Annotated in this window: 19 protein-coding genes; 13 read left to right on the top strand and 6 right to left on the bottom strand. The window is 68.0% G+C overall.

Annotated features, from left to right (window positions below):
* Positions 1-870 precede the first annotated feature (870 nt).
* Together G3M57_RS18365 and G3M57_RS18360 are read right to left on the bottom strand one after the other, a co-directional pair.
* Positions 871-1,359: a hypothetical protein gene (locus G3M57_RS18365; RefSeq protein ID WP_163232191.1), complete on the bottom strand. Its 489-nt coding sequence runs from the start codon at positions 1,357-1,359 to the stop codon at positions 871-873.
* Between the two features lie 350 nt (positions 1,360-1,709).
* The gene (locus G3M57_RS18360) at positions 1,710-2,735 is read right to left on the bottom strand and encodes an IS110 family RNA-guided transposase (RefSeq protein ID WP_163232189.1); all 1,026 of its coding nucleotides are present in this window, start codon (positions 2,733-2,735) and stop codon (positions 1,710-1,712) included.
* Positions 2,736-3,077: 342 nt separating this feature from the next.
* Between G3M57_RS18360 and G3M57_RS18355 the strand changes: the two genes are divergently transcribed.
* The 3 genes from G3M57_RS18355 to G3M57_RS18345 all read left to right on the top strand — a co-directional run bounded on the left by G3M57_RS18355 (position 3,078) and on the right by G3M57_RS18345 (position 7,693).
* Entirely contained in the window at positions 3,078-5,060 is a 1,983-nt protein-coding gene (locus tag G3M57_RS18355; RefSeq protein ID WP_163232187.1) for a methyl-accepting chemotaxis protein, read from the top strand.
* Between the two features lie 270 nt (positions 5,061-5,330).
* Positions 5,331-6,278, top strand: a complete 948-nt coding sequence (locus tag G3M57_RS18350; RefSeq protein WP_156402252.1) for a purple acid phosphatase family protein — start codon at positions 5,331-5,333, stop codon at positions 6,276-6,278.
* 641 nt (positions 6,279-6,919) lie between these two features.
* On the top strand, positions 6,920-7,693 hold the full coding sequence (locus tag G3M57_RS18345) for a phosphatase PAP2 family protein (protein WP_156402251.1): 774 nt from the start codon (positions 6,920-6,922) through the stop codon (positions 7,691-7,693).
* Between the two features lie 118 nt (positions 7,694-7,811).
* On the opposite strand, the gene G3M57_RS18340 is transcribed toward G3M57_RS18345, so the two are convergent.
* From G3M57_RS18340 to G3M57_RS18325, 4 genes are all read right to left on the bottom strand, one after another.
* Positions 7,812-8,210, bottom strand: coding sequence for an EamA family transporter (locus G3M57_RS18340; RefSeq protein ID WP_056757765.1), 399 nt, complete (start codon positions 8,208-8,210; stop codon positions 7,812-7,814).
* A 55-nt stretch (positions 8,211-8,265) separates the two neighbouring features.
* Positions 8,266-10,716 carry a TonB-dependent receptor gene (locus tag G3M57_RS18335; protein ID WP_056757762.1) on the bottom strand — a complete coding sequence of 817 codons (2,451 nt, stop codon included), beginning with the start codon at positions 10,714-10,716 and terminating at the stop codon, positions 8,266-8,268.
* A gap of 2 nt (positions 10,717-10,718) precedes the next feature.
* The gene (locus tag G3M57_RS18330) at positions 10,719-11,711 is read right to left on the bottom strand and encodes a FecR family protein (protein WP_056757758.1); all 993 of its coding nucleotides are present in this window, start codon (positions 11,709-11,711) and stop codon (positions 10,719-10,721) included.
* A 112-nt stretch (positions 11,712-11,823) separates the two neighbouring features.
* A complete protein-coding gene (locus G3M57_RS18325; protein ID WP_163232185.1) occupies positions 11,824-12,354 on the bottom strand; it encodes an RNA polymerase sigma factor in 531 nt (176 codons plus the stop codon).
* Between the two features lie 33 nt (positions 12,355-12,387).
* On the opposite strand from G3M57_RS18325, the gene G3M57_RS18320 reads away from it, so the two are divergent.
* From G3M57_RS18320 to G3M57_RS18275, 10 genes are all read left to right on the top strand, one after another.
* Positions 12,388-12,531: a hypothetical protein gene (locus tag G3M57_RS18320; protein WP_156402250.1), complete on the top strand. Its 144-nt coding sequence runs from the start codon at positions 12,388-12,390 to the stop codon at positions 12,529-12,531.
* Between the two features lie 66 nt (positions 12,532-12,597).
* Positions 12,598-13,260 (top strand): MtnX-like HAD-IB family phosphatase, encoded by a 663-nt coding sequence (locus G3M57_RS18315; RefSeq protein WP_056757755.1) that lies wholly within the window; start codon positions 12,598-12,600, stop codon positions 13,258-13,260.
* Between the two features lie 16 nt (positions 13,261-13,276).
* Positions 13,277-14,668, top strand: a complete 1,392-nt coding sequence (locus G3M57_RS18310; protein WP_056757751.1) for an aspartate aminotransferase family protein — start codon at positions 13,277-13,279, stop codon at positions 14,666-14,668.
* Between the two features lie 8 nt (positions 14,669-14,676).
* Positions 14,677-15,585 carry an arginase family protein gene (locus G3M57_RS18305; protein ID WP_082564619.1) on the top strand — a complete coding sequence of 303 codons (909 nt, stop codon included), beginning with the start codon at positions 14,677-14,679 and terminating at the stop codon, positions 15,583-15,585.
* Entirely contained in the window at positions 15,582-15,950 is a 369-nt protein-coding gene (locus G3M57_RS18300; RefSeq protein WP_056757748.1) for a DMT family transporter, read from the top strand. Before G3M57_RS18305 ends, G3M57_RS18300 begins: the two co-directional genes overlap by 4 nt.
* A 71-nt stretch (positions 15,951-16,021) precedes the next feature.
* A complete protein-coding gene (locus G3M57_RS18295; RefSeq protein ID WP_230983666.1) occupies positions 16,022-16,897 on the top strand; it encodes a fatty acid desaturase family protein in 876 nt (291 codons plus the stop codon).
* Entirely contained in the window at positions 16,894-17,730 is an 837-nt protein-coding gene (locus tag G3M57_RS18290) for an alpha/beta hydrolase (RefSeq protein WP_056757743.1), read from the top strand. Before G3M57_RS18295 ends, G3M57_RS18290 begins: the two co-directional genes overlap by 4 nt.
* Positions 17,723-18,835 carry a GNAT family N-acetyltransferase gene (locus G3M57_RS18285; RefSeq protein WP_056757741.1) on the top strand — a complete coding sequence of 371 codons (1,113 nt, stop codon included), beginning with the start codon at positions 17,723-17,725 and terminating at the stop codon, positions 18,833-18,835. Before G3M57_RS18290 ends, G3M57_RS18285 begins: the two co-directional genes overlap by 8 nt.
* A complete protein-coding gene (locus tag G3M57_RS18280) occupies positions 18,832-19,248 on the top strand; it encodes a DMT family transporter (protein WP_208789619.1) in 417 nt (138 codons plus the stop codon). The genes G3M57_RS18285 and G3M57_RS18280 overlap by 4 nt, the downstream gene beginning before the upstream one ends.
* Positions 19,245-20,375: an ABC transporter permease gene (locus G3M57_RS18275; RefSeq protein WP_056757735.1), complete on the top strand. Its 1,131-nt coding sequence runs from the start codon at positions 19,245-19,247 to the stop codon at positions 20,373-20,375. Before G3M57_RS18280 ends, G3M57_RS18275 begins: the two co-directional genes overlap by 4 nt.
* The last annotated feature ends 4 nt before the right edge of the window (positions 20,376-20,379 follow it).

The following is a 20,379-nucleotide window of genomic DNA, read 5'->3' as shown; positions in this document are numbered from 1 at the left end:
CGTCTTCCCGGAACAGCCCAAGAGGGGCGGCATGCACTCTGCCTCGGAGGTCCAAGAATTGGCCGCGGCTCTGCGGTAAAGCGCCGGCGACGCCCCACCTCGAACTGTTCAAGCGACAGCGGTGGCGGTCCGCTTAGAACACGGTCTCCCGTTAGGTTGCAGGCCCAGGTCTCCAGAGGTTGGCAGCCCCGCCCCGCCCACTGCTCGCGAACCCTGAGCGGCGCTTCGCCCCGCGGAACGCCGATGATCCGGAGCCTGCTGCTCTCGGCGCCGATCTGGCGCTCTGTCGCTCATGGCGGCGGATCGGGACATGAAAGCTTTCCTTCGTGGAAGGGTTCAGCCCCGTGTTTTCACACAGCCTCGGTCGGACTTCGCCGTCAGCGCCGGCTGACTGAATGTCCGGAGTCTGGCGCAGACCCAAGGGAAGCTATTGGCGCGGCCCGGCCTGAATAGGACACGCCGACGGGGGAAGCCGGACCAGCTACCGCTGTCGCGCCCTTGCTCCTCGATATGCCGAATAGGCTACCCACGACGTCGACGCGCCAGCGACGAATATCGCGCCGAGTCCCGGCACCCACTGCGCCAGAGCGAATGCCACGATGGCGATCGTTAGCGCGACAGCAGCATACACCCACAGCGGAAACATCTTCGGTCCCTCGGTGTCATCAGCCGTCACGTTACATCCTCAGCGTGTCGGCAACAACGCATGCCGGGTTCGACCTTGGTCATCAGCCCTGTTGCTGAATGTCTGGAGTCCGGAACGAGCCCAAGGTCGGCTACTGGCGCAACCCGGCCGGCGATGCAGAACTTCGGAGTGGCTGAGAAGGGTGGAAAGCGAACGTTGTTGCCAGTGTTAGAAGTGTCGGAACGCTACTTGGCGGCACCAATGTCAAAGCGCACCATCATCCATGATCCGCGAAATATGGTGTACTCGCCGGATAATGGATGCCGCACCAGGCCGGTGCCTTCCCTGGAAATTAGATCGCCATTGAACAAGAAATTCCCGCTATCCGAAATCTGCATACTCATGTTCTCAAGTCGAAGCGGTGCGAAATCGGCTCGATTGAACATCCCAGTCCGTGGGTCGTTGGACCACGTGTTCAAGAGCTCTTCACTAGCTCCCTGGACGTGAGCGCGACCCACCTTCGTTATCCAATTTTTCCTCAAATCGGCTTCGAACGTCGGGCTCTGTGGGTCTGTCGCGCCGAAGGCGGCGAATAAGCAGCCCAGTGCGCGAGTCATTGTACCTTTGGGCGTGACATTGATCGCGGGTTTGCACGCCGGTTCGACAGTGCCGATGGGGTAAATGTCGGAAGCGGCTCCCGCCATGGTCAAAGCCAACCCGAAAGCCAACAACATTGAACATCCCCCGAAGTGGTCTAGCTGGATATGACCTAGCGGCAGTGGCGCCAACTGGCCCACTGCAAAGAGATGATCTTGCCAACGTCCGTGTGTGGACGCCCCGGTCGAAGCAAGTGGTTTTTCGAGATTTCTGACGCGGTCGGTTCAGGCGCTTCCGTGTGTCCGGCCTGTTGATGCGGCTGTTCACACGCCGCTGGCCTGTATGGAGATCGCGGATCGGGTCCAGACCGCTCAGGCGCGCTCGAGGCGCTCGGACATTTTCACTGGTTTTCCCGACCCCGTCTTCTGACCGTTGCGCCATACCTCTCGTCTGACCTTCGCCTCTCCGACGCCTCAGACCCTGGCGGTTAGACCGCCATGGCCGGAGCTCTGTAGGTTCCTCCGTGCGCCATCAGCGCCCAGACGATCCTCGCCATCTTGTTGGCCAATGCGATGGTGACCAGCATCCGTGGCTTTCGGGCCAGCATGCTCTCCAGCCATGGGTTGGAAGGTGCGCGATCGCGGCCCGAGACCCTGGCCGCGGCGCTGGCGCCCAGGATCAGCAGCCGTCGCAGACTGCGCTCGCCCATCTTGCTGGTTCGCCCCAGTCGCTCCTTGCCGCCGCTGGAATGCTGGCGTGGCGTGAGGCCCACCCAGGCGGCGAAGTCACGCCCGCGCTTGAAGGTGCTGGCGGCCGGCGCCAGCGCCACCAGCGCGGTGGCGACGACGGGCCCAACGCCAGGGATGGTCATCAGCCGTCTGGCGACGGGATCGCGCTTGGCCCGCGCGGCGATCTCAGCATCCAGTTGAGCGATCTGGCCCTGCAGGGCTTGCAGGCTCTCGGTGATGATGGCCAGCACCGGCCGCGCCTGGGCGGGCAGATCGGCGCTGGGGTCGTTGACCACGTCCATCAGCCTAGCGGCGTGCGCCGCGCCTTGCCGGACCACGAAGCCAAACTCCGCCAGATGACCTCGCAGCGCATTGATCAACTGGGTGCGCTGCCTGACCAGCAGATCGCGTGTGCGGAACACCACGGCCGAGCCCTGAGCCTCCGCGCTCTTTGGCGTGACGAACCGCATCGTCGGCCGCTGCGCCGCCTCGCAAATGGCCTCGGCATCGGCCATGTCGTTCTTCTGCCGCTTCACAAACGGCTTCACATAGGCCGGCGGGATCAGGCGGATCTCGTGGCCCAAGGCGCCGATCTCACGGGCCCAGTAGTGGGCGCTGGCGCAGGCCTCCATCGCCACCAGGCAGCGTGGCTGGCTGGCGAAGAACGCCAGCATCTGATCTCGTCGCAGCTTCTTGCGGAAGACCACGCCGCCGGCCCGATCAGCGCCATGCGCCTGAAAGACCGACTTGGCCAAGTCGAGCCCGATTGTGATAACTTCTTCCACGGACGCCTCCTTTGCAGTGGTGTTTTCAACACCTCCACTTTGGCACATCGATGCCGTCGGGGGGCGTCCACCCCATCGCTCAGGGTCGGTCATCGCCTTTGGAGAGCCCGGCCGAAGGTCGTGTTTCTGGCGCGACCCGAGAGTCCGTTAGTGGCGCCCAACCGCCAGAACACCGTCATTGAGCGTGCAAGTGAGGGGCGACGGCGGACGCCGCATGTCTGCGCCAAAATAGCGCATCGCGATCTGGACCCGCCAGGGCGACGGTTAATCTGGGCTTCAGCGTTCGGAGACAATTGTCGAACCGCCGACTTTTTTGTGGGCGCAAAAGTTTTGAGAACCGCCATGCGCCTCGACGACCTGAAGATCTCCGCCAAGGTCATGCTGCCGGCCATTGTCCTGGCGCTGGTTGCGCTGGCGAGCGTCGCCATGGGAACGTGGCAGGCCAGCAGGATCGAAAAATCCCAGGAGATTTTGGTCGAAGAGCGCGCGCCGACCGAACTGGCGGTGGCTCGCTTCAGCCGACAGGTCGCCACGATCGGCTACTCGGCCTATCGCGCCGTCGCCAATGACGGCGCCTCGCAGAACGCCCATCAAGCTTCCGAGGCGCTCGACGAGGCCTTCCGCAAAGGTAACGGCTATCTCGACAAGGCCATGGCCGCTGATCCTTCTAGCGCCGCCGAAATCATGGGGCTCAAGACGCGCTTCAAGACGATCCACGACAGCGCCCGGCAAGGCGCGGACATGGGTCTGCAGAATATCGACGAAGCGGCCGTGGCGATGATGGACTCGATCGACCCGCAGATGGTGGCGTTGACCAAGGACACCGCCGCCTGGATCGACCGGCATAACGCCGAAACTGAGGTCCTGGTCACCCGATCCAAGCGCGAGGCGGCCAGAAGTTCGCTGATCACCATCACCTTCGGTCTACTGTCGGCCGCCGCGGCCCTGGCCTACGCCCTGTGGATCGGTTCACGAAAGATCGCCAAGCCTTTGGTTGGTCTTTCCAAGACCATGGAAGTCCTGGCCCAGGGCTCGGTGGACGTCGAGGTGGCCGGCGCCCAGCGCAAGGACGAGGTCGGCGCCATGGCCCGGTCGGTCCAGGTGTTCAAGGACAACGCCCTGGCCCTGCGCACCGCCGAGGCCGCCCAGCAGCGCGCCAGCGCCGAAACCGAGGCCGAACGCCGCCGCAACCAGGAGGCCGCCGAGGCCGCCGCCCGCGAGCAGGCCTTCGTCATGGAGCACATCGCCACGGGCCTGAACCGGCTGGCCGACGGCGACCTGACCTATCGTGTCGACGCCGCCTTCCCCCAGGCCTACCAGCGCCTGCAGAGCGACTTCAACGGCGCCATCACCCAGATGGAAGAGGCGATGCGCACCATCGTCCACGCCGCCAACAGCATCGGTTCGGGCTCGGACGAGATCGCCTCGGCCGCCGACGACCTGTCGCGCCGCAGCGAGCAGCAGGCCGCCAGCCTGGAAGAGACCGCCGCCGCCCTGGACGAGATCACCGCCACGGTGAAACGCTCGTCGGCCGGCGCCGTCGAGGCCTCGCGCGTCGTCACCTCCACCCGTTCGGACGCCGAGCGCTCGGCCGTGGTGGTGCGCGGCGCCGTCGACGCCATGAACCAGATCGAGAAGTCGTCGCAGTCGATCAGCCAGATCATCGGCGTCATCGATGAGATCGCCTTCCAGACCAACCTGCTGGCCTTGAACGCCGGCGTCGAGGCCGCCCGGGCCGGCGACGCGGGCCGCGGCTTCGCCGTCGTCGCCCAGGAAGTGCGGGCCTTGGCCCAGCGCTCGGCCGACGCCGCCAAGGAGATCAAGACCCTGATCTCGACCTCGTCGCAGCAGGTCAGCCAGGGCGTGTCGATGGTCGGCCAGACGGGCGAGGCCCTGCAGGCCATCGTCGGCAAGGTCAGCGAGATCGACGGCCTGGTCAGCGAGATCGCCGCCTCCGGCTCGGAACAGGCCACCGGCCTCAACCAGGTCAACGCCGCCGTCAACCAGATGGACCAGACGGTGCAGCAGAACGCCGCCATGGTCGAGCAGTCCACCGCCGCCAGCCACGCCCTGAAGGGCGAGGCCAACGGCCTGATGCAGATGATCGGGCGTTTTCAAGTGAGCGGCGCCAGCGCCGCGGTGCGCTCCAGCACCCGCCGCGCCGCCCCGGCGACCCAGGTGACCCGTCCGGCCCCGCGGCCCGCCGTCGCCCCGGCCACCGCCGCCAGTCGCCCCGGCGCCAACCCGGTCCGCACCGCCCAGGCCAAGCTGGCCGCCTTCGCCGGCTCGGCCCAGCCCAGCAGCGGCGATTGGGAAGAATTCTGAGAGTCCGCAAAACAGTCCATCTGAGCGCCTGATCGGGTACGGTCAGGGCGCATTCTCGCCGAGCTGATGACTTGAGCGTCTGCTGGCTGGAGGCGGGCTACGGCGGCGACTAGCGCGGGGCTGACAGCCGCGGCTCGGCAAGGACCATGTCTCGGATTTCGCGCCGTCAGCATTCTTCGATCCGGGCGAAACGATGAGGTGCGGCTGATACGGTGGCGTCTCTGAACGCACGGGCCTGGATCCTCCAAGCCGATTGTTCAGGAGATTACATTGCCCGTCTCTCCCATCGACCGTCGGATGCTCCTGCAAGGCCTCGGGGCCAGCGCCGCTTGGCCGACGACGGCGGCGGTGGCGCGAGAGGCCGGCGAGTTCGCGTTCGTCGCCATTGGCGATTGGGGGCGTGAAGGCCGGCAATCGCAGCGGCAGGTCGCCCAAGCCATGGGGAAGACGGCCGAAGAGATCGCGAGCCGACTCGTCCTATCGGCCGGAGACAACTTCTATCCGGCGGGGGTGAAGTCGGTGGCCGATCCGCATTGGCGACGCTCGTTCGAAGACGTCTATACCGCGCCGGCTCTGCAAACCCCCTGGTACGTCGCGCTCGGCAATCACGACTACCGCGGCGCCCCACAGGCCCAGATCGACTATTCGGCGCTCAGCCATCGCTGGCGGATGCCCAGTCGCTATTTCAAGATCGGCGGCGCTGAACTTGGAACGAATCTTCTGGACATCTTCGTGATGGACAGCTCACCGATCGTCGATGAGGGCAACTACGACGAAATTCTGCAGCAGGTGGCGCGCGGCCATGTGGAGCGCCAGGACGCCGCAAGGCAAATCGCCTGGCTCGCGCGCGAACTGAAGGCCTCCCGCGCGCCCTGGAAGATCGTCATGGGACACCATCCGGTCTATTCGGGCGGGCATGGCGACAGCGCCGAACTCGTCGAGCAGGTCGCCCCGCTGCTCGAAGCTCATGGCGTCCAAGTCTATCTCAATGGCCATGACCACAGCTTGCAGCACATACGGCGCGGGCGCGTCGACTATGTCTGCACGGGCTCGGGCGCGGAGGCCAGGGATGCGCTCAAGGCGGTCGACGGCACGTGCTACGGCCTCTCCCGGCCGGGCTTTGCGACGTTCAGGCTGGACGCCGAACAGTTGGATCTGGAGTTCCGCGACCTGACCGGCCAAACCGTCTACCGCATGGGCCGATCGCGCGCGCTCTAGACCCGGGCCGTCAGACGCGCCACCAGGGTCTGAGGCCGGGGCGGGTGACGATCTGGTTGTGGGTGATCAGGAATGGATTGCCGACGAGAAGCTGTTAGCACGGCTGTCCCGTGGATTGTCCGGCGGCGCTGAGCGTCCAGCCCGGCTTAGTCAGGCTGACGACGCCGCTCAGGCCCAGATACTCGCCCATCTCGTGGGCTGTTCGGCGTCAAAAGCCAGCCCGGAAGGGCCGACATAGGAGGCCTGACCCAGCAGGCGCAGGATGGGCTGCCGGCGCGATTGCGGTGATCGTCGAACCGAGGCTGGCTGAAGCGCGCGCCACGCCGGGCAGGCTGGCGTCCTCGCCAGAGCTGATGCCCAAGACGATCTAGATTGGGAAGTTGTATAGCTTTGGCGATAGGGCGCTAACCTGCGGGCCATCAGGCTGACGCGGAGCTGTTCAGTCCTCACCGAAACCCCAAGAGCGCTTCGATGACCAATCCGCATAGGACGCGCGTCGCGTGATCCCCGCTCTTGCCCTGTGTCAGGTCGGGCTCGCCCTAGCCCTGCTTGTCGCCGCCACGCTCGGCGTTATCGCCTTCGTCCGACAAGGTCGAGGCGTAGGGCGCGCCGCTTGGCGATCCTGTTTGCTGGCGGCCGGCATGCTGCTGCCGGTCGCGATCATTCTGATCTTGGCCATCGGCATACTGACCCACGGGCCAATCGTCCGCCTCGACGCGGTCGTATCGGAAGGCTTGTTCGCCCACCGCGCGCCGTGGACCGATAGGTTGATGATCGCGTTGTCGGCGCTAGGGGACGGGTCCGAGCGCACGACGGCGACAGTCTTGATCGTCATGTTTCTGCTCTACCGCCGTCGTGCGCGCGACGCCTTGGCCCTGTCGGTGGTGATGATTGCCTCGGCGATCCTGGCGCCGAGCCTGAAGACCGCCTTTCACTTCGCACGACCGTCCTTGCTCTACACCGGAGCCGACGCTTTCAGCTTTCCGAGCGGACATGCCACGTCGGCGGCGGCTTTGTTCATCACGCTGGCCTTCATCTGTGGCCGAGGGCGTTCCAGGAACGGCAGGTGGCTGATCGGCGGCCTGGCCGCGCTGATGATCGGCCTTACCGGCCTGTCACGGATCTATGTCGGCGCCCACTGGTTCTCAGACGTCGTGGCCGGCCTTGCCTTGGGCAGCGCCGTCGGCGTGGCGGGATTAGCGCTTGCGGCCGGGGGGAGCCCGAATACAGCGCCTTGGGAGGGGTGGGTCGTCCTCGTGATCCTGCTCGCCGTGGCTGCGGTTCTTCTCCCCAAGACCTATCGCAAGGGCGTACGGCTATACGGACCCTATCTGGCGCGGTCGATCGGACACGCGGTCGACCCCGGACATCTGGGTGGGCCGGGGCGCCCGATCGCGCCGCCCCCCGGCCTCTAAGATCTGGGAGCACTGACTGGACCGTGCGACAGCCGGGCGATCGGACCTCGCCTGGGAGGGGGAGTGGACCTGGACACGCCAATGGGGCCACAGGGTCCACCTGTCTCGCCTATCGGCCCTAAACTCGCCAGGTCACCAGCACCACCCCGCCGGCGATCAAGCAGACGCCCGCCCAATTGGCGGCGCTGAGGCGCTCCCCGAGGAAGGCCACGCCGAAGACCGCCACGAGCACGACGCTGAGCTTGCCGACCGGCGCCACCCGCGCCGCGTCACCGACCTTGAGCGCGCGGAAATAGCAGACCCAGGACGCGCCCGTCGCAAGGCCGGAGAGCGCCAAGAATAGCCAGGTGCGGCCGGTGATGGCGCTGGGCGCCTGCCACTGCCCGGTGGCGGTGACGAAGGCGGCCAAGACGATCAGGATCACCACGGTGCGGACGAAGGTGGCCAAGTCGGAGTTGATTTGGGAGACTCCGACCTTGGCCAAGACCGCCGTCAACGCGGCAAAGGCCGCCGATATGAGGGCTCACATCAGCCAGGTCGAGTGCGTCTGCGTGGGGCGTCCTTCAATGGCGCTAGAATCGGGCTGACAGCCGCAGCGACAAAGTCCGCGGACGCGGCGGGGTGACGATCTGGTCGCGGGTGATCAGGAACGGATTGCCGAACGAGAAGCTGTTGGCGTGGCTGTTCAGCGGATTGTCCAACGTGGCGCTGAGCGTCCAGCCCGGCGTCGTCAGGCTAGCGACGCCGCGCAGGCCCAGATATTCGCCCATCTCGTGGGACTTGTCGGCGTCGAAGGTCAGGTAGGACGGGCCGACATAGGAGGCCTGACCCTGCAGGCGCAGGGTGGGGCCGCCGGCGAGGTCGCGGTGATAGTCCAGGCCAAGGCTGGCCGAAGCGCGCGCCACGCCGGGCAGGCTGGCGTCCTTGCGCGAGCTGAAGGCGAGATTGAGCTTGGTGACCTCCGGGTCGTTGAGCAGGGCCGCCGCGCGCAGGTCGAGGCGCTCGCTGACGCGGAAGGCCGCCTCGGCCTCGACGCCGCGGTTGTCGCCGTTGCCGATATTGGCCGTGTAGGCCGCGCCGTCGGCCAGATACTGGTCGCTCTGCACCGACTCCCAGGTGGCGTAGAACACCGCCGCGCGGCCCTGCAGACGGTCGTCGAAGACGTGTAGCTTGACGCCCAGTTCGTAGTTCCAAAGCTCATCGGCTTCGTAGCGGCGCGGCGGCGTCTCGGGCGCGTCGAACACCTGACCGATCCGGCCGGCGGTGTTGAAGCCACCCGGCCGATAGCCCTCGGCCGCCTGGGCGTAGACGAGCAATCCGGGGCGTGCGTCGTAGCTGAGGAGAAGTTTCGACGACAGGCCCGTGGCGTCGTCGGACTGGCGGGTCGCGCGCTGGCCAGCTGGCTGGACGACCGTCGAGTCGGTGTCGAACCGGAAGTCGAACCAGCGTAGCCCGGCTGTCGCCGACAGGCGCGGCGTAGCCTCGTACGTCACCTCGCCATAGACGGCGGTCTCGTTGATGGCGTCGCGCCGCCGCTCGGCATAGACGGCCGGCGATTGGGCGGGCAGGGCGTGCAGACTACTGTCGAGCCGGATCGAGCCTGTCGAGGCGAACGCCCCGACCAGGCCATGCAACCGGCGTTCGCCCGGCGTGGCGTAGGTGGCCTCGGCGACGGTCAGGTCAATGCCCTTGTCCTCGTCGAACGCTGCGGGGGCGCCGGCCAGGCCATAGAGCGCCGAGGCCGAGGTGGCGTCGTAGCGGCTGCCGAAATGGTGCGAGAGGCGCGAGATCGAGCCGGTCATGCGACCCCAATCGCCTTCGCCGGCCAGGGTCAGTGACAGGTGGTCGAAGTCGTTCTCGTGCGGCTCGCGCACCGTGGTGTCGCGGACCCTGGGACCCAACCGTCGCAGGCCGTACTGGGTGTCGGCGTTGTTGATCGATTGATTGGTGAGGCCCACCGTCACCGTCCAGCCCGGGACCAGCGCGGCGCGCAGACTGGCCCGAAGGCCGGCGCGCTCGGAACCGTTGACGCGCTTGAGGCCAAGAGCGCGGTTGGCGATGTAGCCGTCCTGGTTCTCGCGGTAAATCACGGCGCGCAGGGCGACGCGGCCGTGAACGATCGGCACGTTGGCCATCGCTTCCAGCTCGTCGCCATATCCGCCCCCCTCGGTTAGGCTCGCGCCGGCCAAGGCGCTGGCCTGGTACCGATCGAGGTCGGGCTTGCGTGTGGCGATCCGCATGACCCCGCCCAGTGAGCCGCCGCCGTAGAGCGTGCCCTGCGGGCCGCGCATGATCTCCACCCGTTCGACGTCGGCCAGCCGCAAGTCGGGGTCTGGGGCGCTGTAGGTGATCGGCACGTCGTCGAGATAGAGCGCCACCATCGACTGGGTCTGGCCGGTGAAGGCGCCGTCCGACAGGCCGCGCAGCAGCACCTTGTCGCGCCCCGGGCCCAGGTTGGTCACCGTCATGCCGGCCACTTGGCCGGCCAGCTCATAAAGGCTGCTGACCGACTCGCTTTCAAGCGTTCCGCCGGAGACCACCGAGATGGCGTAGGGCGTGCGGCCTGGTAGGTTGGGATAGCGTTGGGCGGTCACCACCACTTCGCCGAGCCCTAGCGGCGTGACCGCCGAATCCGAAGTCGAGGGCGCGGTCGCGGGGCGGGCGCGGGACGCCAGACGGTGGATGATCACCGTGCGCGGGTCGGGCTGGCGATAACCGCACCCGCTGCCCGCCAGGATGCGATCCAGGGCGCTGGAGACCGACAGGCGGCCGGAAAGGGCCGGAGCCTGACCCTGGCAAGCCTCCAGGTCGCCGCCCAGGGAAAGCTCCGACTGCAGAGCCAAATCGATCAGCGCGGCGTGGACCGGCTTGGCGGCGATCTGCAGCCGCACGACGGGCGAGAGCCGGCCGGCGAAAAGGCGCGGCGCGCCCTGAACGGGCAGGGCGTAGCCCAGCCCCGCGAGGCTGGCCCCGAAGACGGCGGCCCAGACCCGGCCGCCGGCGCGCTCGATCTTGCCCGCCACGGTCAGCGGCGCGCCGTCTTGGCCTTGAGGACCACCTCGCGCGGCTTCGTCTCGGCGACGACCGGGGCGAACAATTCCAGACGCCGGACCATGGCGGCCTCCTCGTCGACCAGCAGGACGCCGGAGACTGTCACCGAGGCGGCGCTGGGATCAACGCGGATTGGCGTCGTGACGTAGCGGTTGAGGTCGGCGACCACCTCGATCAGCGGCGTGCGGTCGTAGATCAGCTTGCCGGACTTCCAGGCGAAGGCGGCGTCGGGGTCGGTGTCGCGCACCTTCGTGGTCGCGCCAGGGACGTGGATCAACTGCTGGCCCTTGGCGAGCCGCACCGTGCCCTCCTGTCCGCCCGAGACCGCGACCAGGCCGCGACGCACGGTGACCGCCAGGCGGTCGGCATGGCTGAGAATGCTGAACTCCGTGCCGAGCACCCGCACTTCGCGCTCGCCCACGCCGACCACGAACGGCCGGTTCTCGAGATGGGCGACGTCGAAGCTGGCCTGGCCGTCGACCAAGGTCACGTCGCGCTGTCTACGGCTCAGATGGACACGCAGGGTGGTGCCGCTTCCGAGGGTCAGGCGCGAGCCGTCGGCCAGCGCGACCTCGCGGGTCTCGCCGCGCCGCGTCGAATAGTCGGTGAAGGTCGGACGGGTCAGCTGCGGCGCAACGGCCAGGGCGACGACCGCGGCGGCCGCCGCCACGCTAAAGCCGGCCAGCAGGCCCCGGCGTGTGCCGGCCTGCAGGCGGCTGCGCAGCGGAACCACATTGGCGGCGAGCCGCGCCTCGGCCGTGGGCGCGGTCTCGACATCGTTGGCGGGGACGTCATCGAGCTCGATCCACATCGCCTCGACCCGGTCATAGGCGGCCGCGTGGGCGGGATCGGCCTCCAGCCAGGCCTGGAACGTCGTCCAGTCCTCCAGGGCGGGCTGGCCCTGCAGCTTGGCGAACCAGTCGATGGCCGCCTGCTGGATCGGATCGTGGGGGACGGACTCGGTCATCGACGGTTTGCGCTTCCTTTGCGCCAGGCCTGGAGCGTGGGCTGCCACAATGACGCCACGCGATCGGAAGGTCCTCCCCATATCTTGGTCCGGTGAGGCATATCGGTCACGGTCATGGGCCCACCCGCTTGAGCAAGTGGCCCAGGGCCAAGCTGACGTGCTTCTCGACCGCGCTGCGCGAAATGCCCATCCGCTCGGCGGTCTCGGCGTGGGTCAGGCCCTCGAACTTGTGCAGGCGGAAGACGCGCTGGGTGACCGGCGACAGCGTTTCCAGCGCCTTCGACAGCTTTTCCAGCCGCTGGCGGGCGATCACGGCGCTTTCGGCGTCCGGGGTGTCGGCCACGTCGAGCGCGCCGACGGTGGCGTGGTGGGTCCGCCGCCATTCGGTCTCGCGGGCGCCCGAGCGCTTGGCCCGGCGCAGGCGATCCAACATCAGGTTCGAGGCCAGGCGATAGAGATAGGCCGGTGGATTCTCGATCGTCTCGCCGGCAGCGCCCTGGACCTTGAGATAGAGTTCCTGGACCAGATCCTCGACGTCCGCCCCGCCGCCCAGCCGCGCCAGGAAGAACCGCCGCATGTCCTCGCGACGTTCCAGATAGGCGGCCGCGAGCGCCGAAAGGTGAGAGGCGGCGTCCATCGTCATGGGCGCGCGCTCGGACGTAGGGCGAGGATCTGAATGTCGGCGTTGCTGGTCATGGCCAGGACGTTCGGCCCGCTGAAGGAGTCGGTGAAGGCTCAAGAGACATGGCTCGGCGCCAAGGCGAAGGCAACCACTCAAGGTTTGGTCGGGTCTGACGATCATCCACGGAAAAATCGGTGAGGGGGCCCAACACACGCGGCGTCATTGGCTCGAACGCGCAGGGGCGTCTGGAGCCAAGTCGGGACGATGCGGATTTTTTGCGATTTCGACGGCACCATCGCCAAGGTCGACACCACCGATCTCGTGCTGACCCGCCTGGCCGACCCGGCCTGGGAAGACCTCGAGGCGCGGTGGACACGGGGCGAGATCACGGCCGCCGCGTGCATGCGCGGCCAGATCGCCCTGATCGGCGGCGACGAGGCGGCGCTGGACGCGGTGCTGGACAGCGTCGAACTGGCCGACGGTTTTGCCGAGTTCGTCGCCTGGTGCCAGGCCAACGCCGTCCCGCTGACCGTGGTCAGCGACGGGGTCGACCGTTTCATCGCCCGGATCCTGGGTCGCCATGGCCTGGATCATCTGCCGGTGGTGGCCAATCGCCTGGCCGGGGCGGCGCTGGCGCGGTCGCTGGAGCAGCCCTGGTCGCGCGCCGGCTGCGCGGCCGGTTCCGGCGTCTGCAAGTGCCAGGTCGCCGCCGCCGAGGCGCCGAGCGACGACTTCATGGTCTTCATTGGCGACGGGCGTTCGGACTTCTGCGTCTCGGGCCGCGCCGACCTGCTGTTCGCCCGCGACAAGCTGGCCGCCTACGCCCGCTCGCGCGCCATGCCGCACCACGAGTTCTCGGACTTCCACACCATCACCACGACGCTCGCCGCGGCCCATGGCCGCCTGATCCGTCGCGCCGCCATCTGACCGGAGCCTTCCCAGAATGTATGACGCCGAACACCCCATTCTCGATGAAGCGGCCCTGCGCGAGCTCGAGGCCCAGTACTGCTCCTATGGCGACACCGTCCACTACCTGCCCGATCCCAAGTTCTTCGACGGTTGCGAGGGCTCGTTCATGCACGATGCCCAGGGCCGCCAGTTCCTGGACCTGCAGATGTGGTACTCGGCCGTCAATTTCGGCTACCGCAACCCGCGCCTGAACGCCGTCGCCCACCGCCAGCTCGACACCCTGCCGCAGGTGGCCAGCCAGTACCTGCACCGCGAGAAGGTCGAGTTGGCGGCGCTGATCGCCCAGGACGCCGAGAGGAAGTTCGGCCGCAAGGGCCGGGTCCACTTCAACGTCGGCGGCGCCCAGGCGGTCGAGGACTCGCTGAAGCTGGTGCGCAACGCATCAAACGGCAAGCAGCTGATGTTCGCCTTCGAGGGCGGCTATCACGGCCGCACCCTGGGCGCTTCGGCGATCACGTCGTCGTACCGCTATCGCCGGCGCTTCGGCCACTTTAGCGACCGCGCCCAGTTCATTGAATTCCCGTACCATTTCCGCGGCCCCAAGGGCATGAGCAAGGAAGAGTACGGCGCGGCCTGCGTGGCCAGGTTCGCCCGCCTGTTCGAGACCGAATACAACGGCGTGCTCGACACCAAGACCGGCCAGGCCGAATACGCCGCCTTCTATGTCGAACCCATCCAGGGCACCGGCGGCTATGTGATCCCGCCGCCCAACTTCTTCATCGAGCTGAAGAAGGTCCTCGACCAGCACGGAATCCTGCTGGTGGTCGACGAGATCCAGATGGGCATGTACCGGACCGGAAAACTGTGGTCGATCGAACACTTCGGCGTGCAACCTGATGTGCTGGTGTTCGGCAAGGCCCTGACCAACGGCCTCAACCCGCTGTCGGGCGTCTGGGCCCGCGAGGAGCTGATCAACCCGGAGATCTTCCCGCCCGGCTCGACCCACTCGACCTTCAATTCCAACCCGATGGGCACGGCCGTGGCGCTGGAGACCCTGCGGATGACCGCCGAGGTCGATTACGGCGCCCAGGTCATGGAAAAGGGCGCCTACTTCCTGGAGGGCCTGAAGGATCTGCAGACGCGCTGGCCGCAGATCGGCGACGTCGACGGCCTGGGCCTGGCCCTGCGCGCCGAGATCTGCGAGGCCGACGGCTTCACCCCCAACAAGGCCCTGCTCAACCGCATGGAAGCCGAGGGGATGAAGGGCGACATCGAGATCGACGGCAAGCGCTACGGCCTGATCCTCGACGTCGGCGGCTACTACAAGAACGTCATCACCCTGGCTCCCTCGCTGGAGATCAGCAGGGACGAGATCGACCTGGCCCTGAAGCTCCTGGACGCCGTCCTGCGCCGCTGCGTCGACTGATCTGGTCTATGCGCCCGGTTTTCCTCAACCTCGACAACGCCTTGGACTCGCAACCGGTGTTGCGCGACCAGGGCGGATTGACGGTCGAGGCCCAGGATCTCGGACCGGCCCTTCGCCTGTGGAGCCGGCCGCCGGCCCTGGCCTCGTTGGCCGCCCGGCTGCGCGATGCGGCGCCGGCGGGGGCGGGGCCTGACCTGGTGTTCGCCGGCTCGGGCGATTTCCACCACGTCTCGCCGCTTCTGATCGAACGTGCGATCGCAGCCTCCGACGCCGGGCCGGTGACGGTCGTGCACTTCGACAACCATCCCGACTGGGTGCGGTTCGAGAACGGCCTGCACTGCGGGTCGTGGGTCGGTCGCGCCGCCCGCCTGCCGGGCGTGGCCAAGGTGATCACGGTCGGCGTTTGCAGCGGCGACATCGATCGCCCGGAGACCAAGCAGGCGGACCTGCGCCTGGTCGCCGAGGGCAGGGTCGAGCTCTATCCCTATCGCGCGCCGGACGGCGGACCGATCCTGCGGATCGGCGACCGTAGTTGGCCGTCGATGGTGGCGATGGGCCAGGACGGGTTTCTCAACCTGCTGGCCTCGCGCATCGAAACCGACGCCGTCTACGTCACGATCGACAAGGACGTGCTCTGCGACGACGACGCCGTCACCAACTGGGACCAGGGTCGATTGCGCCTGGACGGACTCGAGCGCCTGGTCCGAGCGGTGGCGGAACGGGCGCGGTTGATCGGGGCCGACGTGGTCGGCGACTGGTCGCCGCCGCGCTACGGACCGGACCTGCTTTCGAACCTGCTGAAACGCGGCGAAGCCTTCCTCGACCAACCGCGCGGCGGCGCGCCGGGCGATCTGTCGCGGATCAACGAGGCGACCAACCTGCGCCTGTTGTCGCTGTTTTCGGAGGTCGCGCGGTGAGCCCGGCCCTGACCTCCACTGGCCTGGGCTTGCTGGCCTTTTGCATCGTCACCGAGATCGGCCGCGAGCTGTGCTTCAAGGCTGCTTCCGACGGCGCCGACGGCAAGCCCGCCTATCTGGCCGCCCTGGCGATCCAGCCGCTGCTGTGGGCCGGGATCGTCTTCTGGTTCGTCGAGATGGTCGCCTGGGTGGTGGTGCTGGAGACCACGCCGCTGGGCCTGGCTTTTCCGATCATGACCCTGACCTACGCCGGCGTGCCCCTGGCCGGCACGCTGATCCTCAAGGAGCGCCTCACTCCTGTCCAGATCGCGGGCACGGCCCTGGTCGCCGCCGGCGTCACCTGCGTGGGGCTGTCGGGCCTGTGACCTCTTCGAACCCAGGAGCGAGCGCGATGACGCCGCGAGATTTCCGTCTTCCGAAGCGCGCGAAGGGGCTGATGGCCTGGACGGGGTGGGACTTGATCCCGGTCGCCGCCGCCTTGGCGCACCTGGCCTTTGTGGTCTGGATCGTGGTCGGCTCGGCCAATCGGCCCTGGTGGGGCCAACTGCTGTGCGGCTTCGGTTACGCCCTGGCGATCAGCTGGAACGTCAACGGCGTGTCTCACAACTTCCTGCACACGCCATACTTCCGATCCAAGGCCCTGAACCGCGCCTTCTCGCTGCTGGAGTCGGTGGCCATCGGCTTTTCCCAGACCTTCTACACCTGGGTCCATCTGCGCCATCATGAGGGCAACAGCGATCGACCCGGCCCGGACGGCGAGACCCGCGACTGGCTGTCGATCTATCGCCACGGCAAGGAAGGTCAGCCCGAGAGCGTCTGGTCCTACGTGTTCCTGGGCTTCTTCCGCGACAGCGGCGGCTCGGTCTACCAGGCGCTGAAGGCGCGTGGCCGCGACGCCGACGCCCGCTGGGGCCGCATCGAGCTCGCCGCCGTGGCGGTGTTCGCGATCGGCATGGCCGTGATCGACTGGCGCGCGGTGCTGTTCCTGCTGCCGTTCTATTATCTGGGCGAATGCCTCTCGCAGCTGAACGGCTATTACGAGCACTTCAACGGCGATCCGGAGACCCCGATCGCCTGGGGCGTCTCCAGCTACGACCCGGTCTACAATCTCACCTGGTTCAACAACGGCCACCACGCCGAACACCACTACCGACCAGCCGTCCACTGGACCCGGCTCCCGGCCCTGCGTCGCGCCCTGGTCGAGCAGCAGGCGGCCCACGGCGTTCACGTGATCGGCCCGGCCCACGCTCTGGGCTTTCTGGCCCGCGCCAATCGCCGGCCGCGCGACGCGGAACGGGCGGTGCGGCCATGAGCGTCCAGCCCCTGCGCCTGGCGGGCTGCTCGGGCCACGGCGTTCTGCTGGTCCATGGCCTGACCGGCGCGCCGGCCGAAATGAAGCCGCTGGCCAAGCGCCTGGCGCGGCGGGGCTTCGAGGTCCACGCGCCGCTGCTGGCCGGCCATGGGGCCGATGAGGCCACCCTGCTGCGCACCACCTGGCGTGACTGGCTTGACGGCTTGGTCGAGGCCTATGACCGGTTCGCGGCAGAGGTCGACACCGTGTCGGTGGCCGGCATTTGCGTGGGCGGCGCCCTGGGGCTGATGTTGGCGGCCGAACGGCCCAGCGTCCGCGCCGCGGCGGTCTATTCGATGACCTTCGAATACGATGGCTGGAACATGCCGCGGTTCGCCGTGGCCGCGCCGGTGATCCAGCTGGTCGCCAACCTGCCCGGCGTGCGCCGTCTGGCCTGGGCCGAGACCCATCCGTTCGGCCTCAAGGACGAGCGCTTGCGCGGCCTGGCCGAGCGGGCGCCGGGCGGACTGATCGAGGGCGCCATCGACCGCCTGCCGCTGGGCGCCCTCTACCAGATGTACCGCATGAACCGGCGGCTGGAGCGCATCGGCAAGACCATCCAGACGCCGACCCTGATCCTGCACGCCAGCGACGACGACATGAGCCATCCGCGCAACGCCTATCGCCTGGAGACGGCGCTGGGCGGGCCCACGCGGCTGCACCTGCTCGACGACAGCTATCACATGATCCACGTCGACCAGGAGCGCGACCGGGTGGCGGCGCTGACGGCGGCCTTCTTCGGCGAGGACGCCCCGTACGCCGTCGAGAGTCTCGAGATGAGGTCCCATGTTTGAGGCCTGGGTCCTGACCACGCTGGACGACCTGCCGCGGGGCGAGTGGGACGCGTTGTTCGGCGGCGCCCTCGAAGGCTTCGACTACCTGCGCGCCATCGAGGCCGCGGGCTTGGCCGGCTTTGATTGGCGCTATGTCCTGGTCCATCGCGACGGCCGGCTGGTCGGCGCGGCGCCGGCCTTCATCACCGACTATCGCCTGGAGACGACATTCGAAGGGCAGGGGCGCCGGATCGCCGAGCGGGTCAGAAGCTTGGCCCCGGGCCTGATGACGCCCAAGCTGGCCTGCCTGGGCTCGCCCTGCACCGAGACCGCCACGGTCGGCTTCGCGCCCGACTTGCCGCAGCCGGATCGCGCCGCCGTTCTCACCGCCCTGATCCGCGCCTTCGAGGACGACGCCGCGCGATCCGGCTGCGTCCTGACCGGTGTGAAGGACGCCGACCACGCCCAGGCCGAGCTGTGGTCGCGGGCCACCGCCGCCGCCGGCTACAGCCCCGTGCCCGGCCAGCCGATCGCCGACCTGCCCATCGATTTCTCCGACCTTGAGGTCTATCTCGCCGGCCTCTCCAGTGGCGCGCGGCGCGACATGCGGCGCAAGCTGAGGTCGCGGTCCGGCGTGCGGGTGGAGTTGCGGTCTTCGCTCGGCGCCGATTTGCCCCGAGCCATGGCGCTCTACCACCAGACCCTGGCTCGAGCCTCGGCTCAGCTGGAGACCTTGACCCCGGCCTTCTTCACCGAGGTGGCGTCGCGCATGCCCGGCCGGGCGGTCTTCGTGCTGTACTACGCCGGCGACGACCTGCTGGCCTTCAACCTGCTGCTGGAGGACGGCGAGGTCCTGCTCGACAAGTTCTTCTGCATGGAGGCCGAGCGCGGCCGGGCCCACAACCTCTATTTCCTGAGTTGGTTCTTCAACCTCGAGCGCTGCCTGGCGCGGGGCCTCAAGCGCTATCGCAGCGGCCAGGCCAATCTCGGAGACAAGGTGCGGCTGGGCAGCCGGCTGACCCCGGCGACGATGTATTTTCGCCATCGCAACGGCTTGCTGAACGGCGCCCTGCGCGCCCTGGCGCCGCTGGTCATGGGCGATCCGCTGGAAGGGCTGGCCGCATGACCGCCATCGCCCCCGCGCCCCGCCGCCGCCTCGCGCCCATGGTGTTGTTCGCCATCCTGCCACTGCTGACCCTGGGCTACCAGATCGCGGCCAAAGCCTCGGCTGGCCATCTGGCGGGGATTCGTTTCGACGGCGACTGGCTGCTGAACGCCATCCGCATGCCGACGGTCCAGATCGTGCTGGTTTGCGAGGTCGCCAGTTTCGTCGCCTGGATGACGGTGCTGGCCGAGATGCCGCTCAGCGCCGCCTTCCCGTTGTCGGCGGTCAGCTATGTGCTGATCATCGCCGCCAGCGCGCTGGTGTTTCACGAGCCCGTGGGCCTGCTGCAGGTCGTGGGCAGTTTGGCCATCCTGGTCGGCGTCTGGCTGATCGGACGGGGCGGGCACGAGACGCCTCCAGGACCGGTCGCATGACCGGCCTCGCGCTCAAGACCCTGCTGTTCGACTGGCGCCGGTTTGCGCCTGCCGCCGTGGCCGTCGGCTTCTCGGGCCTGCTGGTCCTGCTGCAGGCGGGCCTGATCCTGGGCGTGTTCTCCCTGGCCAGCGTTTATGTGACCAAATCCTCGGCCGATCTGTGGGTCGGGTTTCCGGGCGTGCAGAGCATCGACCTGGGCCGGCCGATCGACGGGGCGACCGAGCTCTTCCTGCGCGCCGACCCGCGCATCGCCCAGGTCGAGCCCTTCTATTGGGGCTCGGGCGAATGGCGCACCAGTCGTCACGGCATGGTCAATGTCTATATCGTCGGCCTGGACCCGAGGCCTGGCGCGATGGTGTTGTCCGACGTTCTGCCGACCGACCTGCGCGTCGTCCTGGGCGAGCCGGACGCGGTGCTGGTCGACCGCGCCGACCTCGCGAAACTGGAGACCGGCGTCGGCGGTCTGGCCGAGATCAACGGTCGGCGGGTGAGGATCGTTGGGGTGACCGAGGGCCTGCGCGCTCTGGGCGGCGTCAACGTCATCGCCTCAGCCGCCACGGCCCGGCGCCTCGATCCCGCGATCGGCGTCGGGGAGGGCGCGGCCTACTTCACCGCCCGGCTGAACGATCCATCGCAGGCCCGCGCCGTCGCCGCCGGCCTGCGCGAGGTGGGGCGCCGGCGCGGCTTCGAGCCGATGACCAGCCAGACCTTCGCCGACCGCAGCGTCCGCTACTGGCTGGCTGAGTCCGGGGCCGGGGTGGCCTTCGTGTTCGGCAGCGCCGTGGCGATCCTGGTGGCGGTGATCGTCACAAGCCAGACCCTGGCGGCGGCGGTCGCGGCCTCGCTCAAGGACTACGCGGCCTTGCGCGCCCTGGGTTTCACCATCGGCGCCCTGCGCGCCATTGTCCTGGCCCAGACCGCCTGGATCGCGGCGGCCGGCGTGCTGCTTGCCGGCGCCTTGGCCGCCGTCCTGGCGATAGCGGCGCGGCTGGGCGACACGCCGCTGGTCTTGACCGCGCCGATGGTCGCCGCCGCGATCGGCCTGGTGGCGCTGGTCGCCTTCGGCTCGGGCCTGTGGGCGCTGCGCCGAGTCGCGCGGGCCGATCCGGCCGTGTTGCTTCTGTGAGGAT

The sequence above is a fragment of the Caulobacter rhizosphaerae genome (genome assembly GCF_010977555.1).
Lineage (GTDB): Bacteria > Pseudomonadota > Alphaproteobacteria > Caulobacterales > Caulobacteraceae > Caulobacter > Caulobacter rhizosphaerae.
This window is presented reverse-complemented; position numbering and strand designations above follow the sequence as displayed.

Bases quoted from the DNA above. Each gene is read 5' to 3' on its own strand.
- G3M57_RS18365 (WP_163232191.1), bottom strand. From the start codon at position 1,359: ATGTTGTTGGCTTTCGGGTTGGCTTTGACCATGGCGGGAGCCGCTTCC.
- G3M57_RS18355 (WP_163232187.1), top strand. From the start codon at position 3,078: ATGCGCCTCGACGACCTGAAGATCTCCGCCAAGGTCATGCTGCCGGCC.
- G3M57_RS18345 (WP_156402251.1), top strand. From the start codon at position 6,920: ATGCTGCTGCCGGTCGCGATCATTCTGATCTTGGCCATCGGCATACTG.
- G3M57_RS18330 (WP_056757758.1), bottom strand. From the start codon at position 11,711: ATGACCGAGTCCGTCCCCCACGATCCGATCCAGCAGGCGGCCATCGAC.
- G3M57_RS18325 (WP_163232185.1), bottom strand. From the start codon at position 12,354: ATGACGATGGACGCCGCCTCTCACCTTTCGGCGCTCGCGGCCGCCTAT.
- G3M57_RS18320 (WP_156402250.1), top strand. From the start codon at position 12,388: ATGTCGGCGTTGCTGGTCATGGCCAGGACGTTCGGCCCGCTGAAGGAG.
- G3M57_RS18315 (WP_056757755.1), top strand. From the start codon at position 12,598: ATGCGGATTTTTTGCGATTTCGACGGCACCATCGCCAAGGTCGACACC.
- G3M57_RS18310 (WP_056757751.1), top strand. From the start codon at position 13,277: ATGTATGACGCCGAACACCCCATTCTCGATGAAGCGGCCCTGCGCGAG.
- G3M57_RS18305 (WP_082564619.1), top strand. From the start codon at position 14,677: ATGCGCCCGGTTTTCCTCAACCTCGACAACGCCTTGGACTCGCAACCG.
- G3M57_RS18295 (WP_230983666.1), top strand. From the start codon at position 16,022: ATGGCCTGGACGGGGTGGGACTTGATCCCGGTCGCCGCCGCCTTGGCG.
- G3M57_RS18290 (WP_056757743.1), top strand. From the start codon at position 16,894: ATGAGCGTCCAGCCCCTGCGCCTGGCGGGCTGCTCGGGCCACGGCGTT.
- G3M57_RS18285 (WP_056757741.1), top strand. From the start codon at position 17,723: ATGTTTGAGGCCTGGGTCCTGACCACGCTGGACGACCTGCCGCGGGGC.
- G3M57_RS18280 (WP_208789619.1), top strand. From the start codon at position 18,832: ATGACCGCCATCGCCCCCGCGCCCCGCCGCCGCCTCGCGCCCATGGTG.
- G3M57_RS18275 (WP_056757735.1), top strand. From the start codon at position 19,245: ATGACCGGCCTCGCGCTCAAGACCCTGCTGTTCGACTGGCGCCGGTTT.